Source organism: Novosphingopyxis sp. (assembly GCF_965218915.1).
In the GTDB taxonomy this organism is placed as follows: domain Bacteria; phylum Pseudomonadota; class Alphaproteobacteria; order Sphingomonadales; family Sphingomonadaceae; genus Novosphingopyxis.
Genome location: NZ_OZ244708.1, coordinates 1918325 through 1931065, shown reverse-complemented (window position 1 = coordinate 1931065; position 12741 = coordinate 1918325). Strand labels below are relative to the sequence as shown.

Below are 12741 nucleotides of genomic sequence, written 5' to 3'. Positions count from 1 at the left end.
ACGGGGCATGCATTCCGCCATCAGCCTCTCGGCCTTCGATGCCGCCGCGATCGTGGTCGTGGCGGCGGCATTCTTATCCTATATCAACCATCGCTACATCGGTCTGCCGCATGTCATCGGCCTGACGGTCATGGGCGCGATGGCCTCGACGCTCCTGATCGTGCTGGACGAATTCATTCCCGGCCTGACTATCGCCGACGCGGTCGAGCAGTTCCTCACGGGAATCGATTTTTCGCAGACCCTGATGGAAGGCATGCTGAGCTTTCTGCTGTTCGCCGGCGCGCTGCATGTCGATCTGGTCGAGCTCAAAAAGGGCTGGCTCGCGGTGCTGCTGCTGTCGACGCTCGGCGTGCTGCTCTCGACGCTGATCGTCGGCGCCGCCTTTTATGTGCTCACGGCCTTTGTCGGCCTGCCGACCAGTTTCATTTGGTGCCTCGTGTTCGGCGCGCTGATCAGCCCGACCGATCCGGTATCGGTGCTCGGAATCCTGCGGCGCTTCGCGGTGCCGCCGTCGCTGCAGGCGACCGTGGCGGGCGAGAGCCTGTTCAACGACGGGGTGGGCGTTGTGGTGTTCTCGATCCTGCTCAGCGCGGCGACCACGGGCGCCGATTTCTCGTTCATGGAAGGGTTGAAACTGTTCACATTCGAGGCGGGGGGCGGGATCGCGGTGGGGCTTATCACCGGTTATATCGCCTTTCATATGATGCGCAGCGTCGACGAATATGCGCTCGAGGTGCTGATCAGTCTGGCCGTCGTAATGGGCGGTTATTCCTTGTGTTCGACGGTGCACTTCGCAGGCCCGGTGGCGATGGCGGTCGCGGGGCTGCTGATCGGCAATTACGGCGTCAGTTACGCGATGAGCGACGTGACCCGCGATTACGTCCTGAAATTTTGGGAGTTGATCGACGAGCTGCTGAACAGCGTCCTGTTCCTGCTGATCGGCCTGGAGATCATCGTCATCTCGCTGACGCCTCAGCTGGCGATCCTGGGGCTGGCCGCGATCCCGCTGGTGCTCGCCGGCCGCGCGCTGGCGGTAGGCGGCCCCATGCTGTTGCTCGCTCCGTTCGGACTGATCGGCAAGGGGGGGTATCGCATCCTCGTCTGGGGCGGGTTGCGCGGCGGTATTTCGATCGCTTTGGCGCTGGCCCTGCCGGAAGGCGAAACGCGCGAAATCCTGCTCGCCGCAACCTTTTTCGTCGTGCTCTTCTCGGTGCTGATCCAAGGCTCGACGGTGGGCCGCATCGTGCGCAGGATCGGCCGTGGTTCGGAAGCCGAAAAGGCGCCGGCCCCTGCCGAATGACCGCTGGGGTTATTGCTGGAGCACGTCGTGCTTCATGGGGGCGAGCTTGGCGAGCAAGCGATTTTGGCTCGCAAAGACAATGTGCCGTTCACGCATGGCTTTTTGCAGATTTTCGACCAGTGCGTTCATATCGTCGATTTGCAGGCCCATATCCTGGTGAGCGGCGCGCATGTCGCGGCCGCTATAGTCGCAGCCGGCATCGAGGACGTAACAGAATTGCTCGAACAGCGTCCGCCGCAGGCGCACCAGGTCGTGGCCTTCGAAAATCGCGGAAATTCTCGGATCGGCCAGATTGATCTCGATCAGGCGATCGGTCATGCGCCGGATACCTTCCTGCCCGCCGAACTGTTCGGACAGACGGTCGCTGCGAACCGGTGTCGCGCCGGCATTGGCATTGCTCTGCTCATAAGGATCGACGGGAAACTCGCCGGTGACGGGATCGCGTTTTTCTTCTTCGAAACCGAATTGCTCGGCCCAGTCGACCGGTTGCTCGCTCGTTTCGGCGGGAGGTTGCACGGGCGCCTCTGCGCTTTGGATCAGCAGGAGAAGCGGCAGGATGATTGGCATGGAACGGACCTTCTGTTCAGAATGAGGCTTGGAGCGAGATGAGTCCGCCACGCTGCTTTTCGGCGATGGCGATCGTGCCGAGATCGGCATAGGCGGCGGTGAGGGTGAAATGGTCGGTGATCGACCAGGCGGCGAAGAGGTCCCACCAGTCGTCCTCGCGCGCGATCCCCAGATTATCCGGCTTGGTGCGATATTCCGCGCCCACCACCAGATTGCGCGACAGCATGTAGCCCAGGCTGCCCTCGAACTGGAGCGAGCGATCATCGGACTTGTCACCGCCGAAACCCAGTAGGCCGAGCTGGTTGGCCTTGGTATAGCGCAGCGTACCGCTCAGCAGCAGGCTTTGCGACAGGACGATCTTGGTCGCGGCGATGTAGAAATCGGTGCCGTCGTCCGATTTGGCGCCGATCGCCTGCGTGACAGCATCGTCGAGATTGTTCTTGTACTGCACGCCGACGGCGATTTGCGGTAGCAATGGCGGGCCGTAGACCGCGTCGCCGAACAAACGCAGCTTCGCGCCGAACACGTCCTGGTTGAGCACATAGCTGCGACCGAGACCGAGCGCCGCGCCGACATCGATCGTGTCAAGGTTCTGACGCGCATAGCTGAGCTCGAACCGGTCGAACAAGCCGATGGCAGCGCCGTGACTCTGCCAGTTGTAATCGGGTAGCTCGACATAGCTGATATGGGCAGATGCGCCGATACCCTCGACCGTTTCCTTGCCCGCGATGATCGCCCAACCGGCCAGGCCGCCGCCGGACGCGCCGTCGAGCGAAGCGATCCCGTTGGTCAGGCGCAACTTGCCGCCCCATCGCAATCCGCCATAACTCGATCGGCCGGACGTTACATCGCCGGCCGGAATGTTCTCATCGAACGGGTGCGGCGGGGGAGCGGGCGGGTTATCGAAATCGGACGGTTGCTGCGATGGGACCGGCGTCACGCCGCCTTCGCTCGCCTCCATGCTGCCCTCGTCGGCGGCGGAGATGAAATTCTCCCTCGCCGATCGAGCGTGGGCGCTTGGCTCTGTCGGCGCGGGTGCCGCGCGCAACCCGGCCGGCGCGGTCAGGCAGGCCAGCAGGGCGGCGGAGCGAATGATGCCCGGCCATGGCAGGTGCGTGTTCTTAACCATGACGGGGGCCTAACGGTGGCCGGTAAAAAACCGATTAAGCATGTGTCCCTGATAAGCCGAATGAGCGCTGCCGCATGGTCACAGGCCGCTAGGGCAAGCAATTATTAGCCTTTTCCGTTTATCCGGGATGCCATGTTTCGCAGGATCACTCTCGCTGTCATCGCCGCGACCGGTGCCTTGGCGTTTGCCTTTGCCGCGCAGGCCGGCGGTGCATCTTCGTTAACGGTGGTGGTGAAGGACCGTCGGGGCATACCGATCAAGGACGCGGTGATCACCGTCTATCCCGCCAAGGGCGTGAGCGCGCCCGCCAAGTTCGCCTGGCCGAACGCGATGGCGCAGAAGGACCTGAACTTCGTGCCCGGAACGTTGATCGTGCCCAAAGGCTCCAAGGTCGCCTTCCCCAATTTCGATCGGGTGCGCCACAGCATCTACAGCTTCTCCGACGCCGCCCGATTCGAAATCAGTCTTTACGGCCGCGACCAGTCCCGCGCGCAAAGCTTTCCGGTGGCGGGCAATGTCGCGCTCGGATGCAACATCCACGATTCGATGCGCGGCTATATCAAGGTAGTCGACACGCCTTACGCCGCCAAGACCGACCGCGAGGGCCGCGTCGTGATCGATGGTCTGCCGTCCGGCGCGACCGAGGTACGGATCTGGCATCCGGCGGCGTTGGCCAGCGACAACGAGGCCGATCACGATACCGTGCTGGCCGACGGCGCCAACTCGCGCGCGGTGGTACTTCCCTTGCGCCGATGATCGCTGTGCCTGCCTTCAGACGCCTTGAGGGCATGAACCTTCGCTTGGGATCGTTGCAGCTGCGCATCGCGCTGGTGTATGCGGTCCTTTTCGCCGTCGCCTTCGGAACGATCATGATCGTCGCGAGCGGCGGGATCGAAGCCTATGCGGAGCGCGCGATTTCGCGCGACATGGCCGCCAATGCCGACGTGTTCGAGGAGATTCTGGATCTGCGCGCCAAGGAGATGCGTGCGCAGGCCGATGTGCTTTCGGCCGATTTCGGCTTTCGTAAATCCGTTGCGTTCGGCGACGACCTCACGACAAACAGTGCGCTCAGCAGCCTGAAGACGCGCGCCGGGGTTCCCAATGCCTTTGTCGTCACGACCGACGGCGCGATCATCGGCGATGCCAGCGCGCTCGCATCGACCGACCGTGCCGCCATGTACCAGGCGCTGAACAATGGCGATAGCTCGGGCATCATAACCATGGCCGGAAACCCCGCCAGCGCCGTCGCCGCGCCGATCAGGCTGCCCGACATAGCGGGTTGGCTGGTGCTCAGCGAGCCGCTGACGGAACAAGGCTTGGCAAAGCTCTCCGAACTTTCGGCCATTCCGCTCAAAAGCAGGATCGTTCCGGCTGAGCGTCTTCCCGGTGCATTGCGTTTGGCGAAAGGCGAAAGCCCCGTCGAAATCGAGGAGGACGGTGAACGCATCCTCTACCGCGCATCGACCCTGCCGTCGCTGGGCGGGGAAATGAAGCCGGCGCTGCTGCTGCGGCACTCGCTCAGCAAGGCGCTGGCCGAATATGGACCATTGGTATGGCTGCTCGGCCTGCTCGGCATCGTCGGCGTGACCGCAACGGTTGTCCTGGGCTGGATCGTCGCGCGTGGCGTCACCCGTCCGATCGCCAAGCTCGACGCGGCCGCCCAGCGCGTCAGCGAGGGTCATCACGCATTCGTCGAAGTGCGCTCGCAGGACGAAGTCGGCCGCCTCGCGACCAGCTTCAACCGCATGATCGAGGCAATCGACGATCGCGAGCGGCGGATCACCCATATCGCGTTGCATGATATCCTGACCGACCTGCCGAACAGGAAATTGTTCGCCGAGCAGCTCGATTCCGCGCTGGCCCGTGCGGACGCTGACAAGCGGATCGCGGTCTGCTATCTCGATCTCGACAATTTCAAGCTGATCAACGACACATCCGGCCACGCGGTCGGCGACGCGGTGCTCAAGGCCGTGGCCAAGAGGTTGAGCAAATTCATGCCGGGCGCGCTCGTCTCACGCCAGGGCGGAGATGAGTTCGCCGTCATGATCCCCGATATCGGCGCCGACGAGGATATGCTGAGCCATGCCGAACGTCTGTTTCGCTGTTTCGGCGAACCGATCGACGTCGACGGCCAGACAATCCCGATCGAAGCGAGCATCGGCATCGCCTATTCGCCGGACGACGGCACCAACGCCGAAACGCTGATCAAGAATGCCGACCTCGCGCTCTATCGCGCCAAGCAGGAGGGCAAGGCCGGCTATCAGTTCTTCGAACAGGCGATGGACGATGCCGCGCGAAGGCGCCGCCAGCTCGAACTGGACCTGCGCATCGCCATCAACCAAGGCCAGTTCGAGCTCTACTTCCAGCCGCTCTACAGCCTGTCGGAAGAAAAGCTCGTGGGCTTCGAGGCGCTGCTTCGCTGGCACCACCCCGAGCGCGGCTTGGTTCCGCCGCTGGAATTCATCCCGCTGGCCGAGGAAACCGGGTTGATCATCCCGATCGGCGAATGGGTCGTACGCGAGGCGTGCCGGCAAGCGGCGAACTGGCCAGACCGGCTTCGCGTGGCGGTCAACATATCGTCGATCCAGTTCAAGAGCGCCAATTTGCAGAACGCGATCCTGCAGGCGCTCGCACAAAGCGGGCTCGAGCCGGGCCTGCTCGAGATCGAGATCACGGAATCGGTGTTCATCGCCGATGTCGAACAGACGCTGGATTTGCTTCATCGTCTTCGCAGCCTGGGCGTGCGCATCGCGCTCGACGATTTCGGAACCGGCTACAGCTCGCTGAGCTATCTGCGCAGCTTCCCGTTCGACAAGATCAAGATCGACCGCAGTTTCGTTAGCGATCTCGGCAAGGGCGCCGGTGCCGGGGCGATTATCCGCGCCATCACGACGCTTGCCGGCGCGCTCGGTATGGAGACGCTGGCCGAGGGGGTCGAACTGGAAGACCAGATCGAATCGCTGCGCCGCGAGGGCTGTCAGCAGGTTCAGGGCTTCTGGTTCAGCCGTCCCGTGCCGGCGGGGGAAGTGTTGGGCATCGTGACGCGCTTCGGCGGCACCGTCGATCATCCCGACGCCATGCATATGCGCTCGGTTGCCTGAGACCGGCATCGGTTAGCTACCAGCCAGCAATAAAGCCGTGCAAAGGCTCCAAAGCGAGCAGCTGTGCGTTTCGGCGACACGCATATAATTTCCTATATCGACGGTTTACCGTACCGCGAACCCGTCCGTCGCGCGGATCAGCCGGTCCAATATTCCCGGCTCGTCATAAGCATGGCCCGCGCCTTCGACGATGTGGAGCGTGGAGCCCGGCCAGGCCTGGTGCAACGCATAGGCCGTGGCGGCCGGGCAGGGCATGTCGTAGCGGCCATGAACGATCACCGCCGGAATGCCGTGCAGCCGCGCGATATCGCGCAGCAGTTGGCCCTCTTCCAGCCAACCGCGGTTCATGAAATAATGGGTTTCGATCCGCGCGAACGCGAGCGCGAATTCGGGTTCTTCAAACGCATCCGCGGATGTATTCGGGAGCAGTGTAATGGTGCGCCCCTCCCAGCCCGACCAGGCCTTGGCCGCGGCGAGGCGCATTACCTCGTCGTCTCCGGTGAGGCGGCGGTGATAGGCGCCCAACATGTCGTCGCGCTCGGCCGGGGGAATGAGCGCGGCGAGCCGTGCATATTGCTCGGGAAACATCTGCGAGACGCCGAACTGGTAATACCAGCGCAGCTCGGCCTGCGTCATCAGATAGATCCCGCGCAGGACCAGCTCGTCGACACGGCCCGGATGCGTTTCGGCATAGGCGAGCGCCAGGGTCGAGCCCCACGAGCCGCCGAACACCTGCCATTTCTCCGCGCCCGTCAGCGCCCGCAGCCGCTCGACGTCTTCCACCAGATGCCAGGTCGTGTTGGCCTCGAGCGAGGCATGCGGCGTCGAGCGTCCGCACCCGCGCTGGTCGAACAGCATGACATCGTAACGTTTCGGATCGAACAGGCGGCGATGCTCGGGCGAACATCCGCCGCCCGGCCCGCCGTGGAGAAACACGGCCGGCTTCGCGCCCGGCGTCCCGCACCGTTCATAGTAGACCCGGTGCCCGTCGCCGACGTCGAGCATGCCGGACTCATAGGGCTAGACGGGCGGATAGAGGGTGCGAAGGTCGGTCATCGCGCCAGCATAGCAGCTCCGCGCAGCCAATCCACTCACGCGTGCGGGGTGGTAGTGTCTCGGTTTGAACTTTCCCTCTTCCGCTCGCTTCTCTCCCGCGAGCGGAAGAGGAGCGAGCCCCGAACTTGATCCGGGGTGCAGCGGTAAGGGAGCAATAGCAGCGCCAATCCGTCGATGGCGCTAGCGTGCCACCCACCCTCATCCAACTGCGCCTAGGCTTCTTCGAAACCGCGGAAGCTACAAATTCAAGCTGAGACACTATCATGCGGGGTCCTGAATTTTGGCATCGAACGGAGCGGGAAATGGAATCCATCCTTGAATCGCGGTCGCACCAGTGCCAATCGGTCATGCCCCTGGTTTTCGTCGATTTGAAAAAGGCGCTGAAGTCTTGCGCGTATCTGAAACAGCGAGCATCCCTTATTGCGGTTCGCCGCCGACCGCCGCGACCATCGACGGCCGCTGGAATCTCGATCCGGTCCTCCTCGCGGCGTTGCTGGGCATCGCGCTCCTATATTATTTGCGGGTAGGACGCGAGAAGACGCGGCGCGAAGCCTGGTGCTTCGGCCTCGGCTGGGCAACGACCGCATTGGCGCTGGTATCTCCCCTGTGCGCTCTGTCGGTCTCGTTGTTCGCCGCCCGGGTCGGGCAGCACATGATTCTCACGCTCGTCGCCGCCCCCCTGATTGCGCTTGGGCTTCCTGCAAGCCGCCGGCGCGTTCCGGGCCAGGAACTCTGCGCGGCCCTTGCCTTTGCGATGGCCCTGTGGATCTGGCATTCGCCAAGGCCGTATGATGCGACATTCCTGAGCACGGCCGTTTACTGGACAATGCACGTGACGACATGGGGCGCGGCGGTCTTTTTCTGGTGGACGGTGCTGCGAGCGCCGGCCTCGCGGTTCGGCATATCGATCGCCGCGACGGTCGCGACCGGATTGCAGATGGCGCTCCTCGGCGCGGTCATCACTTGGGCGCGCGCGCCGCTTTACTGGCCCCATTTCGTCACGCCGATCGGATGGGGCTTCACCCCGTTGCAGGATCAGCAGCTTGGCGGCACGCTGATGTGGGTGCCGGGCGGCTCCATCTTTCTGGCAGCCATCATCGTGCCGCTGGCGATCGTGCTTCGCCGGCCTGCTTATGGTGCTCGCGCTGGAGCCATGCGCGGGGCATGACGCCGCCAGCGTCTCACGGCGCTGGGAGCGCGCGCTGGCCACTCGAATATCTGACCAGCGCCGGGCCGCACGCGGCGCCGGTCGTGCCGCTGACCTGGTTTCTCCTCGGTCTTTGCGCCGTCGTCATCCTGATCTTTACCGTGGCGGTGACATGGGGCGTCATGGTTCGACGCCAGCAAGCCACCCGCGAAGCGCTGTCGACCGGCTCGGTCGAGCGCAGCCAGAAAGGGCTTGCCTGGGTCTATGTCGGCATGCCCCTGACGCTGGCGGCGTTGATCGTCGCCCTGTTCTGGGCGATGCTGGTCATGGCGAAGATCGATCGGCCTTCGACGCCGCCCACGTTGGCCATCACCGTGACGGGAAGGCAGTGGTGGTGGCAGGTCGACTATCCCGCGAGCGCGACGGGCGGCCGGGCGTTCGAAACGGCGAACGAGATTCACATTCCGGTCGGCCGGCCCGTGCTCGTCAAACTGAGGGGCGCCGACGTGATCCATTCCTTCTGGGTGCCGGCGCTGGCGGGCAAGACCGATACCATTCCGGGCCGCGAGAACGTCACTTGGTTGCAGGCCGATCACCCGGGCGTCTACCGCGGCCAGTGCACCGAATATTGCGGGATGCAGCACGCGCATATGGGCTTTCTGGTGTTTGCCGATCCGCCCGAAAAATTCGCGGCATGGCGGCGCAATCAGGAACGGCTGGCGACGCGCGCAGGGTCAGAACCGGCGACAGGCCAGGGCGAAGCGGTCTTCGCTCGGCATTGCATCACGTGTCACGCCATCGACGGCACGGCGGCCAAGGGATATAGGGGCGGCGATCACGGCGTTCGCGGCCCCAATCTGACTCATCTGATGAGCCGGCGGACGCTCGCGGGCGTCACGCTTGCCAACAACCGGAACAATCTCGCGGGCTGGATCTCGGATCCCGAGGCGCAGAAGCCCGGTGTCCTCATGCCGGCAACCAAACTGAGCGGCCCCGAGCTTCAGGCCGTGCTCGCCTATCTGGAGGCGCGGCGATGAGCATGGCGACGCGCGATGAATGGGAGGATGCCCGCACGCTCGACATCGTCGAGATCGATGGGGAGTTTCCCGGCGATCGGCTGAAGAAAATGTGGGAGACGGCGCCCGGCTGGAAGGGATGGCTGGGCAGCGTCGATCACAAGCAGATCGGCCTCCGTTACATCGTCACCGCATTCGCCTTTCTGTTGCTCGGCGGGCTCGAGGCACTGGTCATGCGCGTCCAGCTCGGCGCGCCCGGCGAGACGGTGCTGACGCCGCAGCAATATAATGTGCTGTTCTCGATGCACGGGATCAGCATGATCTTTCTCTATGCGTCGCCCATTCTCACAGGCTTCAGCAACTATCTCTGGCCGCTCCTTCTGGGATCGCGCGACATGGCGTTTCCAAGGCTGAACGCGCTGTCCTACTGGGTCTATCTCGCGGCGGGACTGTTCATCTATGCCGGGTTCGTAACCGGTCACGGGCCAGACGACGGCTGGTTCAACTACGTGCCCTACGCGCTCAGGGATTATAGCCCGGGCCTCAACATGGATGTCTACGCTCTGGGCATGATCCTGCTCGGCATATCGACGACGGTGGGCGCGGCGAATTTCATCGTCACCTTTTTGCGGACCCGGGCGCCCGGCATGTCGCTCAACCGCGTGCCGGTATTATTATGGGGTACGCTGACGGCGTCGGCCGCCAATATCATGGCCGTGCCCAGCGTCAGCCTGGCTTTCTTCCTGCTGTGGATGGACCGGCAGTTCGGGACGCATTTCTTCGATGCCGGCGAGGGTCAGCCGCTGCTGTGGCAGCATCTGTTCTGGATGTTCGCGCACCCCTGGGTCTACGCGATCGTCCTGCCGGCGATGGGCATGGTGTCCGATGGTCTGCCGACCTTTTGCAGGCGCCCGCTCGTGGGCTACACGCTGGTCGTGCTCGCCACCGTCAGCACGATGGCGTTCGGCTTCGGGGTCTGGGTCCATCACATGTTCGCGACCGGCCTGCCCAATCTGTCGCTGTCCTTTTTCAGCGGTGCATCGCTGATCATCACCATCCCCAGCGCCGTCGCCGTGATGTGCTGGACCGCGACGATCTGGACCGGCCGGCCGGTCGTCACCACGGCGTTCCTGTTCTTTGCCAGCATGATCGTCCTGTTCGTGATCGGCGGCGTCTCCGGCGTGGCGACGGCCGCGGCGGCATCCGACTGGCAGCTGACCGACACCTATTTCGTCGTCGCGCATCTCCATTACACGCTGATCGGCATCAACCTGTTTCCCGTGGTCGGCGCCGTTTATTACTGGTTTCCGAAAATGACCGGCCGCTTGCTGAGCGAACGGCTCGGCAAGTGGAATTTCTGGGTGATGTTCATCGGCTTCAATGTCGGGTTTTTCCCGATGCACACGCTGGGGCTGCTCGGCATGCCGCGGCGCGTCTATACCTATCCCGCGGGCATGGGATGGTCGGGCCAGAATCTGGTCGTGTCGGTGGGTTCGGCCATGTTCGCGGTCGGCGTGCTGCTGTTTCTCGTCAACGTCGTGCGATCGCTCAAGCGCGGCAAGTCCGCCGGGGCCAATCCCTGGGGCGCTGGGACGCTCGAATGGGCGACGTCGTCGCCGCCGCCGGTTTATAATTTCAAGGTCATTCCGCTCGTCGTCAGCCGGCATCCGCTATGGGAAGAGGCGATGGACGAGTCCGACGAACGCAGCAGCATCACGCGCGGGCTATTGCTAGACCGGGGCAAGGAAACGATTGCGACATCGCCGCTCGACGGCGAGCCGGATCTGATCCTAGAAATGCCGGGCGACAGCCTTGCCCCGTTCACGCTCACGATCGGGATGACCCTGATGTTCAGCGGTGCGCTGCTGCGGCAGTGGTGGCTGGTCGGGGTCGGCCTGGCCGCGATCGTCCTGTCGCTGGTCGGTTGGTTCTGGCCGCGCCGCGTTCATGCCGGACTGGAGAAGGCCGATGGATGACGCGCTGATCACCGACGCCCCGCTGCCGGTCGGCTCCTCCGGGCGCAATTCGACGGCCTGGTTCGGCATGCTCTGCCTGATCGCAACCGAGGGATCGCTGTTCGCCTATCTGCTCTTCAGCTACGCCTATTCCGCTGCGCAGAACAGCGCCGACTGGCTGCCGACCCTGCACCCGTCGCTGAAATACGGCCTGCCGGGGACGATCGTTCTGTTCGCCTCCAGCGCCACGATCTGGTGGAGCGAGCGGGGCATGAAAAGCGGCCGGCGTTTCCAGCACCTGAGCGGTCTCGCGGCGACGATCTTGCTGGGCCTGGCCTTTATCGTGCTCGAACTTCTCGACTGGCGCGACAAGGACTTTTCCCTTTCGAGCCGCGCTTACGGGTCCTTCTATTTTACGATTACGGGGTTTCACCTGCTGCATGTGATTGTCGGTATATCGGTGCTGGTCGCGGTGTTGTGCTGGTCGCTGGCCGGCTGTTTTACCGAGCGCCGCCACATGCACGTGACGATCAGCGGCGTTTACTGGCATTTCGTCGACGTCGTCTGGATTTTCGTGTTCTCGACCTTTTTCATCGTGCCCTATGTGGTCGCATCATGACGGGGCAAGCGGACCGGATCGAGCATCCGTCACCCCATCGCCACAAGGTGTCGGCGGCCTGGCTGTTGGCCGGTCTCGCGATCCCGCCCGCCGCCTGGACGGCCGAGATGCTGGTCGGGTTCGCCATCAGCAGCAACGCATGCCCGTTGACGCCGGGAAGCAATTCGCAACCCGGGTTCAGCGGCGAGGCCGCGCTGCTGATCCTGCTGCAGCTCGCCTGCCTGATCTGCGCGATCGCGTCGGGATTGATGTCACGGCGCCATTGGCGGCGGGTGCGCGGTGAGAAAAAGGACAGCGAACATTCGCATTTGACGATCGGCGAGGGGCGCACACGCTTCCTCGCGCTGGCGGGGATGCTGACGGCGGGGACGTTTGCGATCGCGATCCTGTTCAACGTGCTGGAACCCATCCTGATCCCGCTATGTTGGAGCCTATGATGAGCAGAACGCTATTACGGCTCGCGGCCCGCCTGATCTGGATACTGGCATGTCCGGTTCTATTGCTCGGGGGATGCGGACCGAGCGCGCCCAAGCCGGAGCGTTCGAGCACGGTCGGAGACGCCGAAGCGGGGGCGATCTGGATCGGCCGTTCGGGCTGCGGGTCCTGCCATCAGATACCCGGGATCATGCACGCCAACGGGCTGGTCGGGCCGCCGTTGATCCATTTTTCCAGGCGAACGATCATTGCCGGTTATCTGCCCAATACCCGGGAAAATCTGGTCCGCTGGATTCAGCATCCCCAGCGGCTCGCGCCGGGCAATGCGATGCCCGAGGCCGGGCTGACCGACCAGCAGGCGCGCGACATCGCGGCTTATCTTCACGGACTGGAATGAGGATGGATGCGGGACGGCA

At 63.6% G+C, this 12741-nt stretch carries 12 protein-coding genes; 9 read left to right on the top strand and 3 right to left on the bottom strand.

Annotated features, from left to right (window positions below):
• Positions 1-7 precede the first annotated feature (7 nt).
• Positions 8-1300 carry a cation:proton antiporter gene (locus tag ACOQPC_RS08915; protein ID WP_420605395.1) on the top strand — a complete coding sequence of 431 codons (1293 nt, stop codon included), beginning with the start codon at positions 8-10 and terminating at the stop codon, positions 1298-1300.
• A gap of 9 nt (positions 1301-1309) precedes the next feature.
• On the opposite strand, the gene ACOQPC_RS08910 is transcribed toward ACOQPC_RS08915, so the two are convergent.
• Positions 1310-1867, bottom strand: coding sequence for a group I truncated hemoglobin (locus tag ACOQPC_RS08910; protein WP_420605394.1), 558 nt, complete (start codon positions 1865-1867; stop codon positions 1310-1312).
• 16 nt (positions 1868-1883) lie between these two features.
• Entirely contained in the window at positions 1884-2996 is a 1113-nt protein-coding gene (locus ACOQPC_RS08905; protein ID WP_420605393.1) for a DUF3034 family protein, read from the bottom strand.
• Positions 2997-3128: 132 nt separating this feature from the next.
• Between ACOQPC_RS08905 and ACOQPC_RS08900 the strand changes: the two genes are divergently transcribed.
• Together ACOQPC_RS08900 and ACOQPC_RS08895 are read left to right on the top strand one after the other, a co-directional pair.
• Positions 3129-3752, top strand: coding sequence for a methylamine utilization protein (locus ACOQPC_RS08900; protein ID WP_420605392.1), 624 nt, complete (start codon positions 3129-3131; stop codon positions 3750-3752).
• A 32-nt stretch (positions 3753-3784) separates the two neighbouring features.
• Positions 3785-6097 (top strand): EAL domain-containing protein, encoded by a 2313-nt coding sequence (locus ACOQPC_RS08895; protein ID WP_420605391.1) that lies wholly within the window; start codon positions 3785-3787, stop codon positions 6095-6097.
• A gap of 105 nt (positions 6098-6202) precedes the next feature.
• On the opposite strand, the gene pip is transcribed toward ACOQPC_RS08895, so the two are convergent.
• The gene (gene pip / locus ACOQPC_RS08890; RefSeq protein ID WP_420605390.1) at positions 6203-7102 is read right to left on the bottom strand and encodes a prolyl aminopeptidase; all 900 of its coding nucleotides are present in this window, start codon (positions 7100-7102) and stop codon (positions 6203-6205) included.
• Between the two features lie 439 nt (positions 7103-7541).
• Here pip and ACOQPC_RS08885 point away from each other — a divergent pair, with 439 nt between their 5' ends.
• From ACOQPC_RS08885 to ACOQPC_RS08860, 6 genes are all read left to right on the top strand, one after another.
• Complete coding sequence (locus ACOQPC_RS08885) at positions 7542-8321, top strand: cytochrome c oxidase assembly protein (protein ID WP_420605389.1); 780 nt, start codon at positions 7542-7544, stop codon at positions 8319-8321.
• A gap of 83 nt (positions 8322-8404) precedes the next feature.
• Entirely contained in the window at positions 8405-9337 is a 933-nt protein-coding gene (gene coxB / locus ACOQPC_RS08880) for a cytochrome c oxidase subunit II (RefSeq protein ID WP_420605388.1), read from the top strand.
• Complete coding sequence (locus ACOQPC_RS08875; protein WP_420605387.1) at positions 9334-11292, top strand: cytochrome c oxidase subunit I; 1959 nt, start codon at positions 9334-9336, stop codon at positions 11290-11292. The genes coxB and ACOQPC_RS08875 overlap by 4 nt, the downstream gene beginning before the upstream one ends.
• Positions 11285-11890 carry a cytochrome c oxidase subunit 3 gene (locus ACOQPC_RS08870; protein WP_420605386.1) on the top strand — a complete coding sequence of 202 codons (606 nt, stop codon included), beginning with the start codon at positions 11285-11287 and terminating at the stop codon, positions 11888-11890. The genes ACOQPC_RS08875 and ACOQPC_RS08870 overlap by 8 nt, the downstream gene beginning before the upstream one ends.
• Positions 11887-12327: a hypothetical protein gene (locus ACOQPC_RS08865; protein WP_420605385.1), complete on the top strand. Its 441-nt coding sequence runs from the start codon at positions 11887-11889 to the stop codon at positions 12325-12327. The genes ACOQPC_RS08870 and ACOQPC_RS08865 overlap by 4 nt, the downstream gene beginning before the upstream one ends.
• Entirely contained in the window at positions 12324-12722 is a 399-nt protein-coding gene (locus ACOQPC_RS08860; protein ID WP_420605384.1) for a c-type cytochrome, read from the top strand. The genes ACOQPC_RS08865 and ACOQPC_RS08860 overlap by 4 nt, the downstream gene beginning before the upstream one ends.
• Positions 12723-12741 lie beyond the last annotated feature (19 nt).

Bases quoted from the DNA above. Each gene is read 5' to 3' on its own strand.
- ACOQPC_RS08870 (WP_420605386.1), top strand. From the start codon at position 11,285: ATGGATGACGCGCTGATCACCGACGCCCCGCTGCCGGTCGGCTCCTCC.
- ACOQPC_RS08915 (WP_420605395.1), top strand. From the start codon at position 8: ATGCATTCCGCCATCAGCCTCTCGGCCTTCGATGCCGCCGCGATCGTG.
- ACOQPC_RS08865 (WP_420605385.1), top strand. From the start codon at position 11,887: ATGACGGGGCAAGCGGACCGGATCGAGCATCCGTCACCCCATCGCCAC.
- ACOQPC_RS08910 (WP_420605394.1), bottom strand. From the start codon at position 1,867: ATGCCAATCATCCTGCCGCTTCTCCTGCTGATCCAAAGCGCAGAGGCG.
- ACOQPC_RS08895 (WP_420605391.1), top strand. From the start codon at position 3,785: ATGAACCTTCGCTTGGGATCGTTGCAGCTGCGCATCGCGCTGGTGTAT.
- ACOQPC_RS08875 (WP_420605387.1), top strand. From the start codon at position 9,334: ATGAGCATGGCGACGCGCGATGAATGGGAGGATGCCCGCACGCTCGAC.
- ACOQPC_RS08860 (WP_420605384.1), top strand. From the start codon at position 12,324: ATGATGAGCAGAACGCTATTACGGCTCGCGGCCCGCCTGATCTGGATA.
- ACOQPC_RS08900 (WP_420605392.1), top strand. From the start codon at position 3,129: ATGTTTCGCAGGATCACTCTCGCTGTCATCGCCGCGACCGGTGCCTTG.
- pip (WP_420605390.1), bottom strand. From the start codon at position 7,102: ATGCTCGACGTCGGCGACGGGCACCGGGTCTACTATGAACGGTGCGGG.
- ACOQPC_RS08905 (WP_420605393.1), bottom strand. From the start codon at position 2,996: ATGGTTAAGAACACGCACCTGCCATGGCCGGGCATCATTCGCTCCGCC.